General features: G+C 58.8%; 27 protein-coding genes and 1 tRNA gene. 18 read left to right on the top strand and 10 right to left on the bottom strand.

The window, feature by feature from the left end:
* Positions 1-43 precede the first annotated feature (43 nt).
* From MESCI_RS19325 to MESCI_RS19285, 9 genes are all read right to left on the bottom strand, one after another.
* Positions 44-385: a hypothetical protein gene (locus MESCI_RS19325; protein WP_013531632.1), complete on the bottom strand. Its 342-nt coding sequence runs from the start codon at positions 383-385 to the stop codon at positions 44-46.
* A gap of 212 nt (positions 386-597) precedes the next feature.
* Positions 598-2,016: a virulence-associated E family protein gene (locus MESCI_RS19320; protein WP_013531631.1), complete on the bottom strand. Its 1,419-nt coding sequence runs from the start codon at positions 2,014-2,016 to the stop codon at positions 598-600.
* Positions 2,004-2,231, bottom strand: coding sequence for a hypothetical protein (locus tag MESCI_RS19315; protein WP_013531630.1), 228 nt, complete (start codon positions 2,229-2,231; stop codon positions 2,004-2,006). Before MESCI_RS19315 ends, MESCI_RS19320 begins: the two co-directional genes overlap by 13 nt.
* Before the next feature lie 102 nt (positions 2,232-2,333).
* Positions 2,334-2,750 carry a hypothetical protein gene (locus MESCI_RS19310; protein WP_013531629.1) on the bottom strand — a complete coding sequence of 139 codons (417 nt, stop codon included), beginning with the start codon at positions 2,748-2,750 and terminating at the stop codon, positions 2,334-2,336.
* The gene (locus MESCI_RS32435) at positions 2,737-3,114 is read right to left on the bottom strand and encodes a hypothetical protein (protein ID WP_013531628.1); all 378 of its coding nucleotides are present in this window, start codon (positions 3,112-3,114) and stop codon (positions 2,737-2,739) included. Before MESCI_RS32435 ends, MESCI_RS19310 begins: the two co-directional genes overlap by 14 nt.
* Positions 3,115-3,127: 13 nt before the next feature.
* Positions 3,128-3,331, bottom strand: a complete 204-nt coding sequence (locus MESCI_RS19300) for a helix-turn-helix transcriptional regulator (protein ID WP_013531627.1) — start codon at positions 3,329-3,331, stop codon at positions 3,128-3,130.
* A 556-nt stretch (positions 3,332-3,887) separates the two neighbouring features.
* A tRNA-Ser gene (locus MESCI_RS19295) sits at positions 3,888-3,977 on the bottom strand.
* A gap of 73 nt (positions 3,978-4,050) precedes the next feature.
* The gene (locus MESCI_RS19290) at positions 4,051-5,256 is read right to left on the bottom strand and encodes a tyrosine-type recombinase/integrase (protein WP_013531626.1); all 1,206 of its coding nucleotides are present in this window, start codon (positions 5,254-5,256) and stop codon (positions 4,051-4,053) included.
* A complete protein-coding gene (locus tag MESCI_RS19285; RefSeq protein ID WP_013531625.1) occupies positions 5,253-5,834 on the bottom strand; it encodes a hypothetical protein in 582 nt (193 codons plus the stop codon). The genes MESCI_RS19290 and MESCI_RS19285 overlap by 4 nt, the downstream gene beginning before the upstream one ends.
* Positions 5,835-5,950: 116 nt before the next feature.
* On the opposite strand from MESCI_RS19285, the gene MESCI_RS19280 reads away from it, so the two are divergent.
* The 7 genes from MESCI_RS19280 (at position 5,951) to MESCI_RS19255 (ending at position 10,222) form a co-directional block, all read left to right on the top strand.
* On the top strand, positions 5,951-6,169 hold the full coding sequence (locus MESCI_RS19280; protein WP_245268549.1) for a DNA-binding protein: 219 nt from the start codon (positions 5,951-5,953) through the stop codon (positions 6,167-6,169).
* Positions 6,166-6,732 carry a hypothetical protein gene (locus tag MESCI_RS19275; RefSeq protein WP_013531623.1) on the top strand — a complete coding sequence of 189 codons (567 nt, stop codon included), beginning with the start codon at positions 6,166-6,168 and terminating at the stop codon, positions 6,730-6,732. The genes MESCI_RS19280 and MESCI_RS19275 overlap by 4 nt, the downstream gene beginning before the upstream one ends.
* A gap of 88 nt (positions 6,733-6,820) precedes the next feature.
* On the top strand, positions 6,821-7,108 hold the full coding sequence (locus MESCI_RS33280; protein WP_013531622.1) for a DUF6074 family protein: 288 nt from the start codon (positions 6,821-6,823) through the stop codon (positions 7,106-7,108).
* 14 nt (positions 7,109-7,122) lie between these two features.
* The gene (locus MESCI_RS32675) at positions 7,123-7,953 is read left to right on the top strand and encodes an RNase H family protein (protein ID WP_013531621.1); all 831 of its coding nucleotides are present in this window, start codon (positions 7,123-7,125) and stop codon (positions 7,951-7,953) included.
* Positions 7,954-7,964: 11 nt separating this feature from the next.
* A complete protein-coding gene (locus tag MESCI_RS19265; protein ID WP_013531620.1) occupies positions 7,965-8,360 on the top strand; it encodes a helix-turn-helix domain-containing protein in 396 nt (131 codons plus the stop codon).
* On the top strand, positions 8,344-8,820 hold the full coding sequence (locus tag MESCI_RS19260; protein ID WP_013531619.1) for a terminase small subunit-like protein: 477 nt from the start codon (positions 8,344-8,346) through the stop codon (positions 8,818-8,820). The genes MESCI_RS19265 and MESCI_RS19260 overlap by 17 nt, the downstream gene beginning before the upstream one ends.
* Positions 8,798-10,222 (top strand): hypothetical protein, encoded by a 1,425-nt coding sequence (locus MESCI_RS19255; RefSeq protein WP_013531618.1) that lies wholly within the window; start codon positions 8,798-8,800, stop codon positions 10,220-10,222. The genes MESCI_RS19260 and MESCI_RS19255 overlap by 23 nt, the downstream gene beginning before the upstream one ends.
* 563 nt (positions 10,223-10,785) lie before the next feature.
* Here MESCI_RS19255 and MESCI_RS19250 read toward each other — a convergent pair.
* Positions 10,786-11,220: a hypothetical protein gene (locus MESCI_RS19250; protein ID WP_027036516.1), complete on the bottom strand. Its 435-nt coding sequence runs from the start codon at positions 11,218-11,220 to the stop codon at positions 10,786-10,788.
* 63 nt (positions 11,221-11,283) lie between these two features.
* Here MESCI_RS19250 and MESCI_RS19245 point away from each other — a divergent pair, with 63 nt between their 5' ends.
* From MESCI_RS19245 to MESCI_RS19195, 11 genes are all read left to right on the top strand, one after another.
* Positions 11,284-12,495, top strand: a complete 1,212-nt coding sequence (locus MESCI_RS19245; protein WP_013531616.1) for a hypothetical protein — start codon at positions 11,284-11,286, stop codon at positions 12,493-12,495.
* Positions 12,496-12,497: 2 nt separating this feature from the next.
* Entirely contained in the window at positions 12,498-13,193 is a 696-nt protein-coding gene (locus MESCI_RS19240; protein WP_013531615.1) for a glycoside hydrolase family 108 protein, read from the top strand.
* A gap of 2 nt (positions 13,194-13,195) precedes the next feature.
* Positions 13,196-13,396 (top strand): hypothetical protein, encoded by a 201-nt coding sequence (locus MESCI_RS19235; RefSeq protein WP_013531614.1) that lies wholly within the window; start codon positions 13,196-13,198, stop codon positions 13,394-13,396.
* On the top strand, positions 13,389-13,661 hold the full coding sequence (locus tag MESCI_RS19230; RefSeq protein ID WP_013531613.1) for a hypothetical protein: 273 nt from the start codon (positions 13,389-13,391) through the stop codon (positions 13,659-13,661). Before MESCI_RS19235 ends, MESCI_RS19230 begins: the two co-directional genes overlap by 8 nt.
* Positions 13,662-13,854: 193 nt before the next feature.
* Complete coding sequence (locus tag MESCI_RS19225; protein WP_013531611.1) at positions 13,855-14,178, top strand: hypothetical protein; 324 nt, start codon at positions 13,855-13,857, stop codon at positions 14,176-14,178.
* Positions 14,179-14,483: 305 nt separating this feature from the next.
* On the top strand, positions 14,484-15,968 hold the full coding sequence (locus MESCI_RS19220) for a deoxyguanosinetriphosphate triphosphohydrolase family protein (protein WP_164919938.1): 1,485 nt from the start codon (positions 14,484-14,486) through the stop codon (positions 15,966-15,968).
* 72 nt (positions 15,969-16,040) lie between these two features.
* The gene (locus MESCI_RS19215) at positions 16,041-18,395 is read left to right on the top strand and encodes a hypothetical protein (protein ID WP_013531609.1); all 2,355 of its coding nucleotides are present in this window, start codon (positions 16,041-16,043) and stop codon (positions 18,393-18,395) included.
* Entirely contained in the window at positions 18,396-18,677 is a 282-nt protein-coding gene (locus MESCI_RS19210) for a hypothetical protein (RefSeq protein ID WP_013531608.1), read from the top strand.
* A complete protein-coding gene (locus MESCI_RS19205; protein ID WP_013531607.1) occupies positions 18,677-19,405 on the top strand; it encodes a hypothetical protein in 729 nt (242 codons plus the stop codon). Before MESCI_RS19210 ends, MESCI_RS19205 begins: the two co-directional genes overlap by 1 nt.
* Positions 19,402-20,682, top strand: a complete 1,281-nt coding sequence (locus MESCI_RS19200) for a hypothetical protein (RefSeq protein ID WP_013531606.1) — start codon at positions 19,402-19,404, stop codon at positions 20,680-20,682. The genes MESCI_RS19205 and MESCI_RS19200 overlap by 4 nt, the downstream gene beginning before the upstream one ends.
* On the top strand, positions 20,682-21,050 hold the full coding sequence (locus MESCI_RS19195) for a hypothetical protein (RefSeq protein ID WP_013531605.1): 369 nt from the start codon (positions 20,682-20,684) through the stop codon (positions 21,048-21,050). The genes MESCI_RS19200 and MESCI_RS19195 overlap by 1 nt, the downstream gene beginning before the upstream one ends.
* Positions 21,051-21,072 lie beyond the last annotated feature (22 nt).

Genomic DNA, 21,072 nt, shown 5'->3' with positions numbered 1-21,072 from the left:
GCAAGCTAAGTGTGGACGCAAGCGGCAGTCTGATTGGCAAGTTCTAATTCAGTGCCTTTCGCTTCGCCTCCACTCTCAGCCGCGCCGCCTCCAGCCGCAGTCCGAGACCCTCCATCGGGTCCGCCCCCTTCGTCGTCCCGGGCGACACGCGCCGCGCCTCGACTTTGCGAAGCAGTTCCAGCGCCTTCAATTGCAGGCCGACATCTTGCTTGGGGTCCTCCGCCACTCCCATCAGGAACTGGTAAGTGAGGTCGAACACCTCGGGCGGAGCTTCATACTCGATGATTGCTTTCGCGGCGTCGATGGAGCGCGCAACCGGCACCTCTGGCGAGGTCATGATGTCCAGCAGCTTCCGCAGCGCCGCGCTGATTTCAGGTTCGGTCATTTTTCTAGCTCCACTGACAGTCGACTTTCGGCGCTACACCGGGCGTAACGCCAATGTTACCCGAATTATTGTTGATTTTCATTGTTGTAACAGTAGTAACATCTGTAACACCGATAAATAATGTATTGGGGATGTGATATATCAGAACGGGAAGTCTATAGCGCGCACCCGTTACACCCGTTACGCCGTTACAAACCACCGAGAGCCATACTTCACTCATCCCCGATTGTCTTCCAATAGCCCCGCGCCGGCCCCGTATCGAACCGGATCAACTTCGGCCCCTCCCATCTCAGCCGTCTCATGCAATCGGCCAGCCGCTGCGAGGAGCTATTTCTTGCGTTGCCGAGGTCTAGCTTCAGCACTCGCTCGAAGATGGTTTGCGTGGATATTCGCATCTCACCGGCCCCAATTTGCGCCATCGACTCCAAGCCACCCATCAACAAATCCTCCCAGGGGTCTCCCGCCACCCTTTCAGCCTGCCTTTCTGCAGCCACTGTCCACAGCCCCTCGGGAATGGTGAGCGGGTCCGGCGCGTCCGGCTCCGCCTCTGCGGCTTCGGCCCAAAGCTGGAGCATATCTTCCGCCAACCCTTTCAGATCAATTTTGCCCACCACCACCGGCCAGAACCTGCGGTTCCCGGTCGCGTCGCGGAGGTACTGAGAGTCGTTCGTCGTGCCGATGAAGATGCATTTACGAGGCAAGTTCTCCACCGAGCGCCCGAATGCCGGCCTCCCTCGGTCAAACTGCTTCGAAACGAACTGCTTCACGCCCCTAATGTCAGCATTCCGCAGGCCCGCCAGTTCCGGCAGTTCCACAATCCATCGGCCACCCAAGAGCTCTTGCTGCTCCTTGTAACTGACACCGATTACGATCTCGTCGGAGAAGAATTCCTCGCCCCCTGCCATTATCTTCAAGGCGCTCGACTTTCCCAAGCCCTGCGCGCCTTCCAGCACCAGAACGTAATCCCACTTACTGCCCGGACGCCTCGCCCTCCGAACGCCCGCGATCAAGACCGCTCGCCCGAACGCCCGGTTGAGTGCGTTGTCCTCCGCCCCGAGATAGACGCTCAGCCAAGCGTCGATCCTCGGCACCCCGTCCCACTTCTGCGCGTCGATGTAGTCAAGCACCGGATCGAATGAATTCTGCATTGCCAGAATTTGGATCGCGTCGCGGGTGTGCTGGGCCTCCGGGTCGAATTCGAACCGCTCGATGATCACTTCCCGCACATGCAGCACGATCTGATCCATCGTCACGCCGAGATGGCGATCGGCACCCTCGAAGGTCACGCGCTGCCGGAACTTGTCGTACCGGAAGACTATGCCCAATTGCTGGATCCCCTTCATCGCGTTCTTTAGCGAAGGCGAAATCCCAGATGGATTGCGTACTCGGCTAAATTCCGACGCGGTATCCTCCGTTTTGGCGGGGACTGCGGAAGCCTGCTGCTTTCGGGTCAGTTGCTCCGCAAACATCTTCACCAGCGGCCCGTTGCCGCCCCCCGTCGGCTTTTCTTGCCCGCGCTCAAACGCCCTCCACTCCGCGTCGGCCTCCGTCGTCAGCCCCGCCATATCCTCCTCCGTGAGCGGCCCCGCCACCTCCCAATCCACAGCCTCTGCTTTCATCACTTCGCGCACTGGCCCAACCTCCTCTGTTCCCGATCAAGCATCACACCCAATCCCCGCAGGAGCAGTTGCCGCGCCCGCGCCGTCTTCGGCAATTGAATTGTCTCCACGAGTTCCAGCGCCTCGAAGATAGGCTCCCACGCGGCTACAAACGCCTCATCAACTGGCGGCTCAGGTGGCCCCCTCCACTTCGCCCGCACTTCATTCAGGTTGATTATCGTTCCCATTTCCAACCTCCTTTCAGGTCCGCCGGCACGACCCACACGATTACGATCACAGAAAAAAGGCGAGCGCCGCAAGCGCAGGAAGATCTCGCGGCGTTCTGATCATCACAGCAGCCTCAGCGGCACTTGGTTCCCAAAGCCTCGCCGCTCAAGCTCCTGCTCGCAAAGAAGGAGAACGCGCTCTTCCTTCTCAACAGTCTCGGGAGGCAGTTCCCAGCCGAGCGCCGCCATCACGGCTTTTATCTCTCGCAACATCACCAAACCGGCCCGAAGCTTCTCGTCGGGCTCGATGTGCTTTAGTTCCGTGATCCACACCTCCGGGTGGTGCGCCAAATTATGCTGAAACTCCCCGACGAATTCGGACCAGTCCCAGGATAGCTGGACGAGCGCCCGCATCACGGCAGCAGCCGTCTCCGGCCTAAGATGGGCAAGCAACTGTCTGCCCAAGATTTCGCCGTTGGGCGGGTAGACGAGGCTGTCGAGGATGCGAGTGACTTGTTGCTCGATCTCACTCTGGCTCACGGGCGTCACTCCTTGAGAGAGATAGTAGAAGGTCGGCAAGCCACGGGTGCTGGCCCAACGCCACTTCGAGGTCGTCGTGGACGTTCGGATACGCAGCGAAGACTCGCGCCACCTTCGCTTCCTTCTCGCGCCGGAGTTCCAAATCGCGCTTGGCGGCTTCCTGCTGCTCGGTTCGCCACTGCTCTTTGGCGAACGACGCGATTTCGTTCCTGTTCTGCGCGCCCTCGTGCAAATCCTTGTCCGAGACGAAGTCGACGAAGGACTCGAAGTATTGGCTGCGCGGAGGCGGCGGGGGCTCCGGAGCCCGCAGAGCAGGGGCGAGGCCCTTTTGAAGAAGGGTGTGAGAAGTTTCGTCTTTGGCCATCTTCGTATCCTCCTCACGCCGCAGCGCTGTCGCGCTGGGCGATCTTGCGTTCTTGCCATTCGGTCACGTCAGCGAGTCTCCACGCGACTGCCTTCGCCCCGATTTTAATCGGCCGGGGAAAATTCCCCTCCTTCATCTGCTCGTAGAGCGAACTGGTCTTCAGCCCGGTTAGTCTTTCGACATCTGGGCGCCTTATGAAAGTATTTGTGGTGCGCATAATGCATTCTCCTGTGATCGGCAGTATTACCGAAGAACAATGCAATAATACCACAGAATATCGCGCGGCAATCCCCGGCATAAAAACAAATATCACAATGAAATCAACGGGTTACAAAGAACATATCGAATGCTACTTCATCCGATTCATTACTAGGTATACTTAGGCTGTATCTTTGTCGCCAGGGAAGGCCTCGCAGGTCGGCAGCGCACCGCGCTGGGGCACGTTCAGCGAGCCGGATGGAATAGGGGCCGCACGGCTGGCGTATCTTGAATTGGCGGGAGGGAGAGCTATTCGACGGATGCGCTGCGTCAGGGGGAAGTATGGCGAATGGATAAAATATAAAAGCCATACTTAAAACTGGGCGGCAAAAAAACGCCCGCAGAGTCCCGCACGGAGGGGGTCGAGGGGCGGGAGTCGCCGTCGGTGCGGGAACATTCTATGCCCGCCGTCCTGCGAGTCCCGGTGCGCGCAAAATAAGAAAATAATCCCATGTGGGTAGGAATGTGGATCGAGATCCGATATACCCGTTAACGTATTGATTTTATTGAAAACATGGCGGAGGAAGTGGGATTCGAACCCACGGTGAGCTTGCACCCACGCCGGTTTTCAAGACCGGTGCCTTAAACCGCTCGGCCATTCCTCCAACTAATTGCAATCCTTGCGGTTTTGTCTATTAGCGGCAGGCATCAAAACGCCCTTTGCTACGCACTTTGCAACTATTTGCCTTTTCGCTCGCTGCTTATAGCCGCCTGCAATGCCACGTCAACTTGCTCCGCTGCGTCGGCCTGCATTCCTGGCATGACATGCGAATAAAGGTCTAGCGTGATGCCGATGTTCGAATGCCCCAAGCGCTCGCTTGCTATCTTCGGGTGAACGCCGGCCGAAAGCATCTGCGTGGCGTGGGTATGCCGCAAATCGTGGAATCGGATGCGGGGCAGGGATGTCTTGCCGAGAACGCGCACCCACTCATGCGTGAGGGAACGGGGCTGGAGGGGCTGGCCATCGACCTGGGCGACAACGAAGCTGTCGGCGTCCGGACGAATTCCTAGGCGCAACTGCTCCTCAGCCTGACGCGCGCGATGCGCCTTCAGTTCGGCGACAGTGCTGGCCGACAGCGCCACGGTGCGCGCCCGCCCTGACTTCGGCTCCTTGTACCTGACGCCGTCGTTGGTCTGCTCGGCGCTTTCTTCGATCGACATCTGCCGGCGATTGTCTCCAAGCTCCAGATGCCGCCAGCGAAGGGCAAGGATCTCTCCGCGACGCAAGCCGCACGTCACCGCCAACAGGATCGGGATATACATCCTCGTCGGCCGAAGGGTTTCCAGCAGCGTAGCTGTCTGGCTGACATCGTAGGCGAGCATCTTCTGCCGCTCGACCTTGGGTGGCGTCGTCGCCAATGCCGGGTTGCGTGACAGCCGCTCCCAGGTCACTGCCTGGCCTAGGGCCTTAACCAGCACTCGACGGTAATGATGGACCGTTCGCGGCGCCAGCGGCGGAAGGGCGTTCGACGGCCCGCCATCTTTCTTTTTGCGATGGTCGACGCGTGGCGCCGTCAGTGCAGTCGTAAAGGCCGCGTCAATCCGGTCCGTTTTCAGTTTGGACAGAATCACGTTGCCGATGAGTGGCGCCAGCCCCTTTCGGCAAATCTCGGCATAGCGTTCGAGCGTCTTTGGTGCGACCGACGGCTTGATAAAGCCAAGCCACTCGTCCAGGAACTCGGCTACCGTCTGCTTGGTCGGCTCGACATAGAGGCCTTGGTCAAGAACCGTGATGAGGCGCGAGCATTCCTTCTGCGCCTCGCGCTTGGTGCCGGTGAAGCTATGCCACTTTCGCTTTTTCTTGCCGGTCTTCGGGTCAATCTCGCCGACGTCGAGGACGATTGCCCAATGGCCTGGGCTGCGTTCGCGGATATGGCCTTTCATTCGCTCACCTCGCGTTTCTCATGGGCTTGTTGGCGCTGGGCCTGGATTTTGTCTCTCCGCTTTCTCCACCATTCAAGCTGAACTTTGCGAGATGCGCCGATCGCCAGCAAGACTTCTTCGTTGGGATACTCCTCCGCCGCTAGGCGGTCGGCGTCTTTGATCGCCTCCGAAAGCGCAGGGTTGTTTATGAGTGGCGCTATTTCCACGAGCAGGCGAAATAGATTGTCCTGAGCTTCAATCTGTCGGTTGAACACGAAATTCACGGAGTCAAAGAGCCTATGAGCAATGGCTTTGTCCACCTCGACTTGGGGGGCATCCTCCACCTCCAAGCCGGCGAGGACTAGTTCAGGGATATCTGTTGCTTCTGCTGCAAGGTCGAGAACATCGGCCACATCTTTGACGATTGACGGCATCGACCGCACCGTTCGCATTCCAATCTGAACAAGGCGGCGCATCGCGTCCGATCTCGTTGCAACCTTGTTTGCGTGTTGCCAATTGTCGACGGCCTCCAACTCCTCAGGCGAAATGAGCATGTGGAGCCGCTCAGTCTTCTCGCGCCCCTTGTACCCCTTCGGCATCGGCTGTCCCCATTCGTGTGAAATTGGGGAATATGCACATATCCGCGTTGCGAACAATGCCGAATTGGCTTAGAACGAGATATGCACATATTCCGCATAACCCAATGGAGGTCACTTTGACGCTTGATGAAGCTCTGGCGCGCCCAACGGTATCTGTTCCGGTTGCGGGCGCAGTTTTTTACGATTTGGGCCGAAACGCTGCCTACAGCGCGGCGAAGAGAGGGGACTTCGAAACGATCAAGATTGGCGGCCGGATTGTAGTCCCGGTGGCGCCGATCGCCGCCCGGCTTGGCCTTCAAATGAGCGTCAATGAGAAGAAGGCGGTTGCTGCTTGAGCGCCGGTCAGAAAGATCGGACCACCAAGGGCAAGACCTACAATCTAGTCAGGAAGCGCACCAAGCCGCCTGTCGACGAAAACGGCTGGCAGGCTTTGACGGCCGACTTCATGGAGTCTGACGCGTTCCGCACGCTTAGCGGCAACGCCTACAGGGCACTCTTCCGGTTGATAATTGAACACGTCTCGCACGGTGCACTTAGCAACGGCCGGCTTGTCGTGACCCATGCTCAGTTCATCGACTACGGCGTGACCGGCGAATACGTGGCCGATGCGACCGGTGAGCTCGAGTTCAAAGGGATAATTCGAGTGAAGCGTGGGAAGGCTGGCGATGGCACGTCTCATCCGAACACATATCGCCTGACCTTTACCGGGGATTTCGAAGGGGCAGCTGCAACAAACGAATGGCGCCGTTTCACTATGGCAAAGGCGAAAGAGTGGTCGACAACAATCAGGAAGCAATTGGCCGAACAGCGCGGCAAACTCGGGCGGAAGAAAAAAACCTCGCTTCGGAATCCCGAAATGCCGCCGCTTGGGAATTCCGAAATGCGTCAGGCCTCGTGATGATTTCAGCGCCAAAAAATCTCATGAATTCAATAGCAAGGACATTTCGGAGTTCCGAAATCCTATACATATATCGGAGGGGATATCAATGCGGAGTCTGAGAGCACAGCCGATCACTGATGCATCGTGTGACGTCTTACCCTTCCCGACAAATCGCCGGGTCGGAAAGATCCGTCGAACCGTCGAAGTTCTGTCCGATCGATCCGGAAAGGGGGCCGACCAGTACTGGAAACAGGTGATTGCAGGTATGCGGACCCAGATGGTGTCGGCCGGCTTGGCCGATGACGTCATCGAGAGGGAACTAAGGGCTTTCGCCGACGAGGTTTTTGGCCGGATCAGTCACAGTCCTCGACCTGAAACGAACGGTGCAGCATGAAGGGAAAAGACCACATGAAATACGTTTGGCCGGCCGGTCTCGAACCGCTGCGCAAATGGCTAGTAGCTCAAGGGGTCGACACAAAGTCGATCGTCAGCGAGCGACAAGCCGCGTTCTTCGTCCAGAAACTGAGCGACCAGCGCATTAAGTTTCCGGCTGATCGCACGGCCCCGCATTTCCCGCTGCTCAAGAAGCTGCAGGATATCATTTGCACAGGCGCGGCGACGCCCCGGCCTGTGCCGACGCGCGGTCAACCGTTCGTGGCCAAGAAGAAGGGCAAGGCAAGGCCTTCGCACGGACAAACACACGAGATGCCATCTGACGCGCTGGTGATCTACTGTGATGGCTGCTGTGAACCAAATCCCGGCGTCGGCGGGTGGGGTTTTGCAGTCTATCGGGACGGCGTTGAGATTGATGCCAGCTTCGGCGGCGCGGCCACTGCCACAAACAACACCATGGAACTAACCGGCCTGCTGATGGCGTTGGCTTGGGTCGCGGCCTCGGCACCGGCAGAGCCTGCCGTGATCTATTGCGATAGCCAATATGCCGTCAAAGGGCTGAACGAGTGGGTGCCAGGTTGGAAGGCCAAAGGCTGGAAACGGAAGGGCGGGAACGCCAGCGAGAAAAACCAGTCCATCGCGAACCTGGCCTTATGGCAGGCTATCGATAGGGCGCGGGATGAACTGCAGTTCATCAAGGTCAAGTGGGTGAAAGGCCATGCCGGCGCCGTGGGCAACGAGCGAGCCGACGAATTGGCAGGGCAGGGGCGGGAACAAGCCGTCCCGGCCCCAGTGTCGCCGCTGGATTTAATCCGCCAACAGCTCGATTACAGTTCTAGAATATGACGGGAGCGCAGATGACCTCACGTCCTCATCGTGCCGCGCTGCCGTTCTATGCCTACTCGTCCTTCAACAAGAGGGGCGGGAAGGTCGTCGACATCGTGACCAGGCGCCGCAACAAGGCGCTCGACATGTATCAGGAGATGTCGACCTACGAGACGATTGCGGAGTGTCTAGACATTTCGCCCACCACTGTCGTCCAATACGTGAAACGAGCCCGAGACAAGGGTGACGTGAGGGCAAAGCGGGCCTTCAAACACCGGGGCCGGCTACTCGCCTTGCAAAGGCGGAAAGCGATCAACGACATGAAGGCGCTCGGCATGTCAGCCCGAGAGATTTCGAAGCAGCTCGGCATCAATGTCCGGCTTGTGCAGATCAGGTTGAAGGAGTCGGGCAATGGCACGACCAAGTGAATTCACCCAGGAGATAGCCGACACCATTTGCCAGAGCTTGGCAGAGGGGAACAGCCTGCGGTCGATTTGCCTGGCCGATGAGATGCCCGACAAGTCTACCGTCTTGCGATGGCTACTTGATCCGGTCCGCGCGGCATTTTGCGACCAATACGCGCGCGCGCGGGAACTCCAGGCAGATATCCATGTCGATGAAATGCCCGACATCGCCGATGACAGCCGCAACGACTACATGACCAAGGTCAATGGCGACGGCACCACCACCGAACAACTCAACAGCGAGAACATCCAGCGCTCGCGGCTGCGCATCGACACGCGCAAATGGATTGCTGAGCGCATGCGGCCGAAGAAGTACGGGGCCAAGGTGGCGCTCACTGACGGCGAGGGCGGCCCGCTAGTGGTTCAAGTGCTGAAGCTGGCGGACCAGGAAGCACAGGCGAATGCCGACAATCCAGCTACCTAACGCCGGCTGGCGGCCTCGCTGGTATCAGAAGAAGGCTTGGGACACATGGGAGCAGGGGTGTAAGCGCCAGCTCTTGTTCTGGCATCGTCGCGCGGGCAAGGACGAGATCAACCTCAACATGCATGCGGTGTCGGCGCACGAGCGTCCCGGCACGTATTGGCACATGCTGCCGGAGGCCGCCCAGGCGCGCAAGGCAATCTGGAACGCGATCAACCCGCACTCGGGCAAGCGCCGGCTGTTCGAGGCCTTCCCAGAGCCTCTAATCGAGAACATGAACGACAATGAAATGTTTGTCCGCTTCAAGGTCGGGTCTACTTTCCAGGTCGTTGGCAGCGACAACTTCAACAGCCTGGTTGGATCGCCACCAGTCGGAATCACCTTTTCGGAATGGGCATTGGCGAAGCCGGCGGCGTGGGCGTACCTGTCGCCCATCCTGGCAGAGAACGGGGGCTGGGCTTCGTTCATCACCACCCCACGCGGCAACAATCACGCCAAGGGCATGCTGGACGCCACAAAGAGAAACGCCTTTGATCCGCTGACCAACCCGCGCGGCTGGTTCACCGAAGTCCTGGGCGTCGATGCGACACAGGCGATATCAGAGGCGGACATTGAAGAGCAGCGGGTGATTTATACCGGCCTGTTCGGCAAAGAGATTGCCGACCTCCTCATTGACCAGGAATTCTATTGCTCGTTCGCGGGCGCGCTCGTCGGATCATATTGGGGCGCCGAAGTTGCCAAGGCAGAGCGGGACGGGCGCATTGGTCGTCCAATTGCGGTCAACCCGGCCTATCCGGTTCATACAGTCTGGGACCTGGGCAAGGCGGCCAACAATCCCATTTGGTGTTTTCAGGTCATCGACGGTACGCCCATCATCGTCGATTTCTATCTACCCGACAGCGAAGACCTCGCAGACTGGTGCAAATGGCTCGACGACCAGGGCTACAAGGGCAACGACTACGTTCCGCACGATATCCTGCACCCGCAATGGGGAACGGCTCGCACGCGGCTGCAAACGCTGAAGGATCATGGCCGCAAGCCGAAGATGGTCGGCATTGCGAGCTTTGCCGATGGTGTGAATGCCGGCCGGCAGACAATCAAGCTCGCCCGGTTCGCCGACAATGAGCGTGTGGCCGATGGCATCGAGGGCCTGAAGGCTTTCCGCCGCGAGTGGGATGACGACAAGAAATGCTTCCGGGACGTGCCGGTCAAGAACTGGGCAGAACACTACGCGTCCGCGTTCCGATATCTGGGCCTCGCGTGGCGTGAGGCAATCGTTGCGGTGGTAAAGCCAGAAGGCGATAAGGGCGCCTATCAGGCGATGCCAGACGGCTCAATCCGCAGCGGCCAGACGGTCAAAGAGGCGGTTGATGCGATGGTGAGGCGGCGGCGGAACAGTCGCTAAAAATCGGTTTTCACGATTGGAACCGAAATGTCAGAACGATAGAACCAGCGTCTTGTCCATTCAAATGGACCCTCGCAGATCGCCTTGAGGGGTCTATAATTTGGGGTCTCGATCCAGATATTACAGCGATACCACTGCTTTTCCTTCTCAAGGGTCTTGTCATATTGGAAGACAACGGTTTTGACACTATCAAGCGTGGCTTCGTAAAGGCGACGACAATTGTCAGGTTCCAGCGATCCGGCGTCCATCTTTGTCAGAGGTCGCTTTTGAGCGCGCCAAGGCCGGAAGGGATGATCCCGCGTATACACTGTATCCGAAGTGTAGACTAACTCCTCAATGGCCAACTGAGGCTCATCGCCAAATCTTTGAAACTGAGATGTCATTTGAAGCGATGGAGCATTACTTACCCACTCGTTTGCTTGCCTCAGAGGGGCACATTCCTCGGGAAAAACCTTAGATTCGGAACTCGCCTCAGCCGTTGATGGGAGCCAGGCACAAAGAGCACCAATCACAAGCGTTCTGGAAATCCTGCCCAATACCAATATGCGGTTCATACGCATTCTCTACCGATAAAGACCTGGGTATTTGGCCTTCTCCGTCTGGCAATTTCCCGCCCTCTGGACCGCCATGGCGTAAGCTCTTTCATATGTGCGAATGGCCTTCTTGAACTTAGGAGGATTAGGCGTCAGGTGTTTTTCTATCCCGTCGTACAAAAGCACAGGGACAGCAATGATAGCTTTCCCATCTTCTGTAGGTCTCAGCCGGCACCGTTGCATAACGCCGTTGAGGTTGCCTGCCATTTTAGCGGCCAAGTTTAACTTGGCATCGGGCATCCCGGCCAGGAAGTGGATGTTGTCCTGCCCGGCCGAAGCCGAAGATGCGAAGCAAACTCCTGCGGCGAGTGTGACCAAAATGCGGATCAAAGTGGCGTCCCCCAATATTCCCAAGTTCGAGCCGGGTTGAATATTTGGCAACCTAGCATCAAGCTCACTATCCACAAGCGGCTTATCATTTCGCGCCCCCGGCGGCGATCATGCCTCGATCGTTAGATTGGAGCAGCTATGCCGCGCGCTGGTGGAGTATATTCGGCCCCTCCGGGGACCGCTGGAACACCAAACACCACCATCGAAAGCGCGAAATACAATGCGCTTGTCGCCGATCTTGTTGCCGATGCCAACGCGGCAAGGCCACTGACGGCGGGTGGATCGGGCGCTACAACTGCTGTAGGCGGCAGCGACAATTTCAACGCCGCCGGCACCAGTTTGGCATCGGCGGCCACCGTCAATCTCGCAAATGCGACGGGTGTCGCAGTCACGGTCACCGGAACCGTCGCGATCACCGCCTTCGGCACCGTGGCGGCCGGCGCCGAGCGCGTTCTGACGTTCGCGGGCATTCTAACGCTCACCCACAACGCAACCAGCTTGATCCTGCCTGGCGCGGCGAACATCACCACGGCGACCGGCGATGTCATGACGCTCCGGTCTCTCGGAAGCGGCAACTGGGCCTGTGTCGGCTACCAGCGGGCGAGCGGCGGCCCGGTGGCTATCCCCGCAGGGACCTCCATAGCCGGGCCGGCTTTGGTGCTTGAACAGAGTGCATCGCCCACGCCGACGACAGAAGGGCGGGTCCAGTGGGACACTGACGACAACGCAATTGTCGTTGGCGACGGGGCCACAACCAAGATTTTTGTGCCCCTGCCTGCATCGACCGCAGCCGGCGATATCCTTTACCTGTCTGGCGCCAAGCTGCCGGCTAGGCTCGCCAAGGGAGCGGCTGGCCAGACATTGCGCATGAATGCCGGCGCGACCGCTCCAGAATGGGGCGGCGGCAATGGCGTTCCTGATGTCGTCATTGAAGATCAGAAGCCATCCGGCACGAACGGCGGGGCATGCGCATCCGGTTCGTGGCTTATCCGAACGCTCAATACGAAGGTTCGTGACCCGCTGTCCCTCGTCACCCTATCCGACCCGAATTTTACGCCCAGCGTGGACGGGTGGTGCGAGTGGTCCGCCCCGGCTACGCAAGACGACAACAACAACCATCAAACGCGCCTCTTCGACATCACCGCCGGCACTGTCAGTGGATACGCCGCAAGCAGCAATTCGGATGATGGTGCGGTGTCTTTCAGCTCAGGTGGAGCCCCGGTTGTCGCCGGCCATGTCTACCGGCTGGAGCATCGGGTAGGGGTCAGCCGAGGCAGCGACGGCTTTGGTGACGCCGCTGGGTTCGGCGGCGCTGAAGTCTACACCCGTGTCAAGTTCTGGAGGGCATAGCCGTGGACCGCAATTTCGCCCGCGCGCTCGCGCTCGTTCTGAAATCTGAAGGCCTCTGGTCGGACAATCCGGCTGATCCCGGCGGCGCCACCATGAAGGGGGTGACACTCACCAATTTCCGCAAATACGTGAAGGCTGACGCGACCAAAGCCGATCTAAGGAAGATCAGCGATGCCCAGGTGGCGACGGTCTATCGTAGGTTCTATTGGGACGCGGTTCTTGCTGCTGAACTCCCTGATGGAGTGGACTACGCCGTCTTTGACTTCGCGGTAAATTCCGGCCCGTCACGGGTAGCGAAGTACCTTCAGGCTGTTGTCGGTGTGGTGCAGGACGGGCGCATAGGCCCAGCGACCATCGCCGCCACAAACGGCAAGCCGGCGGGCGTCGTCATCGATGCGCTCTGTGATGCCCGCCTGAGCTTCCTGAAGCGGCTCCCGACATGGGCCACTTTTGGGCGCGGTTGGAGTGATCGGGTGAAGTCGGTCCGCACTCAGTCGCTCATTTTGGCAGGGCAGGGGAAAGCCGCGGTTCAGCCTGTCATCGCTCCGTCGACGCCTGTACCCGCTCCCGTTCCGCCAGCTTCGCTGCAGATCGTCTATCCCGAGCCAACCCAGACTGCCGAAACGAAGACCGTCGAACGCAACTGGCTGTGGCGGCTGCTGTTCGCGGTTGTCGGTGCCATTTTCAAGAGGAACTGACCATGCGAACGGTTCGCCAGCCAGGCGTTTTGCCCACGAATAAGCTGACAGCCGCCATGGTGTCGGCATCGGCGGCCGGCATCGTGAAGGCACTTGTCGTGCACAACTTCCCAGATTTTGCCGACCCCGCGATTTGGGAGCCGCTACCCTATGTCGTTGGCGGACTCGTCGGCTATTTCGTCAAGGACAAGCCAAATGTCTGAGCTGCTAGTGGGGCTGTTCAGTGCCGTGATCGGCAACAAGGTCATCATGGCCATTCTCGCGGCTGTCGTCGGTGGCGTCAGCCTGTTCGTTGCCGGTGGGATTCGCCGCGCCAACAAGGACAAGGCCAAGCAGGCGGCCAGAGACCTCGCCGCCGCCCAGGACAGTCTGGAGATGAACCGGGAGGCAACAGCAGCCGAACGGCAGGCCGCCGGCATGACTGACGATCAAGCTCGATCGGAGGCCACCAAATGGGCAAAGCGCTGATAGTCCCGGCAATCCTGCTTCTGTCGGCATGCGTAGCAGCGGCCCCAGTCGAAGACCCTCGGAAGGTCTGGTGCGACCACAACACCCCCCGCCGGCCGTCGCTGCCGGTCGTTGAGATAATGACCCGAGCCGAACTCGACGAAATGAACGCTTTCGACGCCAAGGGCGCTGACTGGTGTGGCTGGAAGCCATGATGCACGATTTCTTGGACCTCTTGGGGATCAAGGCCCCTGTCCTAGTCGCCGGCCTCTCTGGTGGCATTCTGCGGGCTCTTTCGCGGCATCGGTACAAATTGCGCGAAATGGTGGCCTCGCCCGTCTGTGGCGCGCTGGCGGCGGCTTACCTCACGCTGCCAGTGGTGTCCTATTTCAAGGCGACAGGCCTGCCGATCCCAGATCCGGCCGACGACACAACCACATTGGCGGCGGCTTTCCTCATTGGAGTATCAGCAATGTGGATCTCAGATATCCTTTTTGAAATGATTGTGCGGAAGTTCAAAACCATGCCAGAGGAGTGACGGCTCATCTTTCGCCCGAGCCGGAAAGAATCGAATTTTTCCGGAACGTGTGAGAAGTCAAGACTGTTTATATATGCGTGACCCGGTAAGGTGACGAAATCCAAAGGCCAACGGGAGAGCAATTATGGCGAGGCAATCGGCATTTGCAGATTCAGCGGGTTTGCACGGAGCGCGGGCCTACGCGGCGGAGCGGCTGTCGTCCGTTTCCAGTGTCAAGATAGCCGGTTCGAAGGGGGAAGTGACGATATCGGTCTCTACAAAAGGAGGCCGGATAGTTTCGTCGCATACAGGTCGGGGTGAGGGGAATGCCAGCAAGGACAAGGCTGTACACAAAAAATGACTGGCTGAGAGAAGCGGTGGTTACCCCGAGTGCAACGCTCGGGGTGGAAAAATACAGGGATCAATCAAGGCGCGACTTTGCCCGCTTGATCCATTGCCCGTCGTTCCGTCGCCTCCAAGGGAAGACACAGCTCTTTCCTTCACATGAAAGTGACTTTTTCCGAAATAGGCTGACGCACTCTCTGGAAGTCGCGCAGATCGCGAAATCAATCGCCATCCGAATTAACAGCACTGATCCGTTCTTCAAACGCAACCCTATCAATCTGGATATGGTGGAGTTTGCAGGGCTTGCCCATGACTTAGGCCACCCGCCGTTCGGCCACAACGGGGAGGCGACGCTGGATCGACTGATGCTCCGGCATGGCGGGTTCGAGGGCAACGCGCAAACACTCAGGCTCATTGCAAGGATTGAAAAGAAAACCACGACGGAATTCCCGAGTGCATCACGCAGCCCTCGCGCTGTGGATCCGGTGTCATTAACTGACCTCCGGCTTGGGTTGAATCTAACGTATCGATCCCTTGCTTCAATTCTGAAATATGACCGGATTATTCCGCAAACTGAAGCGGCTCGCGTTAGTCAGGGTTCCGAAAAGAAACCGGTCAAAGGATACTATGCATCGGAGGGAAAACTCGTCGAGCGGATCAAGGCGCATGTGGCGCCGGAGTTCGGTGACAAATTTCGGACGATCGAATGCCACATTATGGATGTCGCTGACGACATCGCATATTCGACATACGACCTTGAGGACGCCTTCAAAGCCAATTTTCTGACCCCGCTGGCCATGATGGCGAAGGACGACGAGTTCAAGGAAAAAATTGCGGCCAAGGTACGTGAAAGCCTGTCGACTAAGCTTCCAGGTGTGTCCGCTTCGTTTGCGGTTTCCGACGTCAACGACATTCTGGGCGAGATATTCAAACCCCTTCTTCAATTCAACGACGCCACGCTCAAGAAACTTAACGAAGGGGCCACCGAAGCGGAATTGTCGTTCCTAATTGGCACGCACACATCAGCAGGGTCACAAGCGTTAGCTGAGAAGGGATATCTTCGAACCTCGTTCACATCAGATTTGGTCGGGCGTTTTATCCGCGGCGTCCAGGTGATCCCAGATTCCTCCTGCCCGTCTATGTCTGCGGTGCACCTCGATGTGGACACCTTCAAAAGCGTCGAGACCCTCAAGCATTTCGCGTTCGAGCTGCTAATCGTTTCCCCGATGTTGAAGATAGCTGAGAAGCGCGGAGACCAGATAATCAAGACGCTATTCGAATGCTTTATGGGCGACCGCAGCCTCTTGCCATCTGACTGGCGGGAGCTCTATGGGACCATCGACAGCGAGGCTTGGCAAGCTCGGGTGGTCTGTGACTACATATCCGGAATGAGCGACCGGTATTGTGTTGAGATGTATGCTCGGATAACCAGCGAAAATCCGATTACGATTTGGAAGCCACATTAGAAAAGCGATTACAGTCGGTTCCCGATTTCAAGCGGCTTATGTTTTCGCTGGCCGGCCCGGCATCTTGCCGCCATGGCCAAGGCTGACAAGCGCACACCCGACCAGCAAAAGCAGGGAAAGGCCCTTCGCGACGAGGGAGCCAAATGGCTGAACCGCGTCGAAGCAGCCGGCAAACTTGAAAAGCAGTGGCTGGACGACGCGGAAAAGGCGGTCAAGGCCTTCACTGGCGAAACAGCGAGCAACGACTTCACCCCGTCAACGCTCGGCACCACCTACGATTTCAACATTCTTTATGCCAACGTCGAAACCATCGTTCCGGCAGTCATCAACAGCCCGCCCGCGCCAGACGTGCGCCGCCGTTTCGCCGATGAAGATCCAGCCGGCAAGGACGTGGCTGAAATCATCGAGCGGTCGATCAAGGTTCAGGTCGACGATTCAAAGCTCCAGGTCGAACTGGAGGGCGAGGCCCAAGACGCCTTCCTGGCTGGTCGCGGCGTGGTGCGGCTCCGGTTCAAGAGCGACATCGTAAAGGACGTGACTGATGAAATCGCAGCCGATGACGCGAGCGCAGATATTGGCGCTCCAGAGGCTGGCGGTGAGCCTGAAGGCGGGGAAGACTATTCATCGCCATCTGGCGGCACTCCTGCGGCAAGCCAGCCCGAACGCCTCGCAAACGAGCGCATCGAATTCGAGGCCGTAAGCTGGCGTGACTTCCGCCATGGCCCGGCCAAGCGCTGGAGTGATTGCCCATGGCTGTCATTCCGCTTCGTCGTCTCGCGCGAGAACGAAGATACGGCGTTCGATTCCGCCATGATCGGGATGCAGACGAGCGACCAGGAAAAGAAGGCGCGCGGCGAGTCCGACAATGATCTGACCGGCTGGGAAATCTGGTGCAAAACCAGCCTCAAGGTGTACTTCGTTGATGATACGGGCGTGATCCTGAAGACGGTAGACGACCCGCTGGGCCTGACGAATTTCTTCCCGATCGCAACGCCTGTGCAGCCGGTGGAACTCACAGGCCGCCTGATGCCGGTCAACCCGTTCTCTATCTATTCGAAGCTCGCCGACGAGCTGGACCTGACCACCAAGCGCATCAACATCATCACCAACCACATGAAGGTGAAAGGCTGGTTTTCGGGAGATGCCGGTGACATCGCCAACATGCTGGCGGCCGACGACACGGAATTCGTTCCGATCGGCAATGCCGACATCTGGGCGGCCAATGGCGGGCTCGCTGGCGCCGTCGCGTTCTGGCCGGTCGAAAAGTTCATCCTTGTCCTTCGCGAGCTGTACAACGCCCGTGAGCAGACCAAGCAGGCGATTTACGAAATCACCGGGATATCGGACATCGTTCGCGGTGCCTCGAAATCCAACGAGACGCTTGGCGCCCAGCAGATCAAGACACAGTGGGGCTCGCTGCGGATCCAGAAGATGCAGCGCATGATGGAACGCGGCGCGCGTGATCTGTTCGTGATGATGTCGGAAATCATCCCTGCGAAATTTTCACACGAAACGCTTCAGCAGATGACGGGTGTCCAGATCATCCCGACGCAACAGGATCTCACGCCCATTCAACCACCGCCACCGCCTCCTCAGGGTGCGCAATTGCCGCCCGACCAGTTGCAGCAGTATCAGCAGGCCACCCAGGCTGCGCAGATGGCGGAGAAGGCCCGGCGGGCCAAGCTGGCACAGATGCAGAGCGTTCAGCAGCTTCTCACCCAGAAGCTATCGACCATGTACCGCATCGATGTCGAAAGCGATTCCACAGTGAAGGCGGACCTGTCGCGGCAGAAAGCCGAGGCGGCGGAATTCCTGCAAGGGGCAGGCGCGTACTGGGCGGCTGTCGGCCCAATGGTCCAGTCCGGCGAGCTTCCGAAAGAGGTTGCCGTCGAAATCTTCGCGGCCAACTCGCGCCTGTTCAATCTCGGCAAGTCTGTTGAAGACGTTCTGGAAAAGATGGTCACCGATGCCAAGGCGAAAGCCGCACAGCCTGAGACACCAAAGCCTAGCCCCGAACAAAAAGCGGAAGCGGACGCGAAGGCGCGAGCGGAGGACCAGGCGGCAAAAGCTGCTGATGCGAAGCTTAAGGGTGCCCAGGCAGAACAAAATATGCAGTTCGCCCGTGAGCAGCACGACATGACGATGAAGGAAAAGGAATTCGATCTGCGCTCCAAACAGATTGCGGCTGCAACCGACCAGAACCAGGTCCTGGCCGCGAACGGCATTGTTCCTCCGCCAATTCAAATCGACCCCATCGGCGGTGAAGCGGTCCTTAAGGAGCTTGCCGCGCAACGGCAGATGTTCGGCGAATTCATGCTGGAAGTCACCAAGGCGCTGACGGCGCCGAAGCGGATCATCAAGGACCAGCAGGGCCGCCCGGCCGGCGTCGAGACAGTCCAGCCTCAACAGCAACAGGGAATGCAGTAAATGGCAACCACCAGTGAAATCGAAGTTGGCATGGCAGCTATTGCCCAGCGTCTCTATGACCAGCGGCAGGTAATGATCAAGGCAAAGGCGAACGCCACCTCGGCCTCTGCCGCTCTTGCTGCCATCCCGGCAGACTACGCGGCGGTCATCTCGGCCATCAACGCCTACGGCACCAGCGATGCCTACGAGGCGGGTGTGAAGGCCAAGCTCGCCAAGATGGTCACGGAGTACAGCGCTCTCAAGACGGTCGCCGACGCTGTGGCTGGGGCGAACATCGGCTAATGTTTGACCAAGGGCAGTTCTACCCCGGCCAACCGATCCAGTTCATGGAGGGGCTGCTGAACCCGATCATCGGCGCGAACCAATACATGACGTTCTTCTCGGAATACACCGTGGGAGCGCAGCCGTCTGACTGGACGAGCAGGTGGGTGGCGGGGGGATTTACCGCTCTTGTCCAAACTGTTCCGGGTTCCCTTGGTGGCAAGGCTTTGCGCTGGACAAAGACAGCCGCCAATCGCCAAGCGCTCTCGTGGAACCGAGTGCCGAACACCGCCGACGTAGAGATACTGATGCGCATGCGCACGATCGAGGCGTGGGTAATCAACGACAATCTTATCGCTCCTTGGGCGAGAGGTGCGGGGGCTGCGGCATCCGAAGCAGGCTACCGCAGCGCTCCCGGTGGTCAAACTAGCGGCACACAGTACGTCACCCAGATGGGCAAGTATGTCGGCGGTACGTTCACCGCTCTGGGGGTAGCCTCGTTTGGACCGTCCCCCAATTTGGTGGCCAACGATTGGCTTTGGACACGATTTCGAGTGAACGGCACTTCATTGAGCAGGAAGACGTGGCACGACGGAGCCGCTGAACCTGGGGCTTACGACGAAACCGTAGTCGATGCTTCGGTGGCTGCTGCCGGTTGGGTTGGCCTTACTCAAGTCACGACCAACCCCGACGTCGAGATTGATTTCTTCAGCGTCGGCCTGAACGGCGAAGTGGCTCCAAGCCCATGAGAATTCCATCCGGCAAAGTCGACCAATACATCTACTTCGTCGCGGTCGACAGCGTTGACCTGAAGACGAAGAAGACTGGCCTCACGGGGTTCACCGTTCTGCGCGAGCGCAACGGCCTCAATCGTGCGTTCTACACCACCCCGACCATCGTGGAATTGGATAGCGTCAACTGTCCCGGTCTTTACCGCCTCCTGATTGATGAAGATACCACCATCGCTGCTGCCTCCGACGCAGAGGAATACGTCGTCCACATCAACGTTGCGGGCATGGCTCCGGTGATCCGGGTTATTGAGCTGTTCCGCCGCGACACGACGAGCGGCCGAACCCAGCTTGTGGACGCCAACGGCAGGGTTGACGTTTCTGCAATCGCAGGCACAGCGCAGACCGCACGCGACATCGGCGCAAGCGTGTTGCTTTCCTCTGGCACCGGTACCGGACAGATCAGCCTGACTGCCGGTGTGGCGGCCTCGAATGTCACCCAGTTCGGCGGCGCTGCCGGCGCATTTGCCGCTGGTCGGCCGGAGGTGAACATGACGCATATCGCGGGCTCTGCCGTGAGCGCGACCACCGCGCAACTCGGCGTCAACGTGGTGAACGCTGGCGGCACGGCATGGAACTCCGGCGCGATCACCGCCAACACCTTCGCGGCCGGCGCGCTTACTGCCGCCAAGTTTGCGGCCAACGCGCTCGATGCCGTTTGGTCGACCACCACGCGCATCTTGACCGCCGGCACGAACATTGTCCTGGCCAAGGGAACAGGGGTGACAGGCTTCAACGACCTGGATGCGCCGGGCGTGCGCACCGCTGTCGGTATGGCCTCGGCCAATCTTGACACCCAGCTAGCCGCGATCGGCAACAAGACCATCAATCTGCCGCCCGATCCCGCCGACGCATCGGATATCGCCACGGCGACTACTGCCATCTTTAACCGCCTTGGCGCCCCGGCAGGAGCTTCATTCTCGGCCGACATCGCTGCGGTCAAGGCTGATACCGGAGCGATCAAGGTCAAGACCGACAACATCCCGGCCACTCCCGCTGCTGTCGGCGACATCCCGAGCGCCACGACTGTCGCAACAGCCGTTCATGATACTGTGGTGGATGGAGCTTTGACCTTCCGCCAGTCGACCAGGCTGCAGAATGCTTCGCTGCTCGGCAAGGCCAGCGGAATGACGACCGCGACCGCTGTCTTCCGCGATGTTTCAGACACCAGGAACCGAATTGTGGCCTCGGTCGATGCTGACGGAAACCGCCTGGGCGTGACGCTGGACCCGAACTGATGTTTGCTGACCGCTATTTCGGGAAACGGTACTTCCCGAACAGGTACTTTCCGACTGCGGCGGAATCGCCTGTCATTGCCCATCCTTTCGGTGGCGATCCCGGCTTTTACCGCCGGCCCATCAAGTACGTGCGAGACGGCAAAATCGTCGATCTCAACGAGCGGCAAGAGCCGGTCCATGAGGTAGTCGAGTGGCCGGAGCTTTCTCCGCAAATCATCGCAGCACTGCGGGCAGGCGTGCCTGTGGATCAGCCGGCCGCCGTGGATCTCGCCGCGATGCTGGAGCAGAAGATGGGCCAGTTGATGATACAGCGCCATTTGGCGGAGATGGCCGATGACGAGGCTACCACGGCCCTTCTGCTAGCCTGATTTTTCAAACGGCTTATCTTTT

The organism is Mesorhizobium ciceri biovar biserrulae WSM1271 (assembly GCF_000185905.1).
In the GTDB taxonomy this organism is placed as follows: domain Bacteria; phylum Pseudomonadota; class Alphaproteobacteria; order Rhizobiales; family Rhizobiaceae; genus Mesorhizobium; species Mesorhizobium ciceri.
The sequence above is the reverse complement of the archived record's forward strand: the minus strand, read 5'-3'. Positions and strand labels throughout refer to the sequence as shown.

Excerpts from the sequence above, each read along its gene's own strand:
- MESCI_RS19260 (WP_013531619.1), top strand. The coding sequence starts at position 8,344 with ATGGCACGACCAAGTGAATTCACCCAGGAGATAGCCGACACCATTTGC.
- MESCI_RS19210 (WP_013531608.1), top strand. The coding sequence starts at position 18,396 with ATGGCAACCACCAGTGAAATCGAAGTTGGCATGGCAGCTATTGCCCAG.
- MESCI_RS19200 (WP_013531606.1), top strand. The coding sequence starts at position 19,402 with ATGAGAATTCCATCCGGCAAAGTCGACCAATACATCTACTTCGTCGCG.
- MESCI_RS19225 (WP_013531611.1), top strand. The coding sequence starts at position 13,855 with ATGCACGATTTCTTGGACCTCTTGGGGATCAAGGCCCCTGTCCTAGTC.
- MESCI_RS32675 (WP_013531621.1), top strand. The coding sequence starts at position 7,123 with ATGAAATACGTTTGGCCGGCCGGTCTCGAACCGCTGCGCAAATGGCTA.
- MESCI_RS19300 (WP_013531627.1), bottom strand. The coding sequence starts at position 3,331 with ATGCGCACCACAAATACTTTCATAAGGCGCCCAGATGTCGAAAGACTA.
- MESCI_RS19220 (WP_164919938.1), top strand. The coding sequence starts at position 14,484 with ATGCCAGCAAGGACAAGGCTGTACACAAAAAATGACTGGCTGAGAGAA.
- MESCI_RS19205 (WP_013531607.1), top strand. The coding sequence starts at position 18,677 with ATGTTTGACCAAGGGCAGTTCTACCCCGGCCAACCGATCCAGTTCATG.
- MESCI_RS32435 (WP_013531628.1), bottom strand. The coding sequence starts at position 3,114 with ATGGCCAAAGACGAAACTTCTCACACCCTTCTTCAAAAGGGCCTCGCC.
- MESCI_RS19215 (WP_013531609.1), top strand. The coding sequence starts at position 16,041 with ATGGCCAAGGCTGACAAGCGCACACCCGACCAGCAAAAGCAGGGAAAG.
- MESCI_RS19245 (WP_013531616.1), top strand. The coding sequence starts at position 11,284 with ATGCCGCGCGCTGGTGGAGTATATTCGGCCCCTCCGGGGACCGCTGGA.
- MESCI_RS19315 (WP_013531630.1), bottom strand. The coding sequence starts at position 2,231 with ATGGGAACGATAATCAACCTGAATGAAGTGCGGGCGAAGTGGAGGGGG.
- MESCI_RS19230 (WP_013531613.1), top strand. The coding sequence starts at position 13,389 with ATGTCTGAGCTGCTAGTGGGGCTGTTCAGTGCCGTGATCGGCAACAAG.
- MESCI_RS19325 (WP_013531632.1), bottom strand. The coding sequence starts at position 385 with ATGACCGAACCTGAAATCAGCGCGGCGCTGCGGAAGCTGCTGGACATC.
- MESCI_RS19290 (WP_013531626.1), bottom strand. The coding sequence starts at position 5,256 with ATGAAAGGCCATATCCGCGAACGCAGCCCAGGCCATTGGGCAATCGTC.
- MESCI_RS19255 (WP_013531618.1), top strand. The coding sequence starts at position 8,798 with ATGCCGACAATCCAGCTACCTAACGCCGGCTGGCGGCCTCGCTGGTAT.
- MESCI_RS33280 (WP_013531622.1), top strand. The coding sequence starts at position 6,821 with ATGCGGAGTCTGAGAGCACAGCCGATCACTGATGCATCGTGTGACGTC.
- MESCI_RS19195 (WP_013531605.1), top strand. The coding sequence starts at position 20,682 with ATGTTTGCTGACCGCTATTTCGGGAAACGGTACTTCCCGAACAGGTAC.
- MESCI_RS19285 (WP_013531625.1), bottom strand. The coding sequence starts at position 5,834 with ATGCCGAAGGGGTACAAGGGGCGCGAGAAGACTGAGCGGCTCCACATG.
- MESCI_RS19265 (WP_013531620.1), top strand. The coding sequence starts at position 7,965 with ATGACCTCACGTCCTCATCGTGCCGCGCTGCCGTTCTATGCCTACTCG.
- MESCI_RS19235 (WP_013531614.1), top strand. The coding sequence starts at position 13,196 with ATGCGAACGGTTCGCCAGCCAGGCGTTTTGCCCACGAATAAGCTGACA.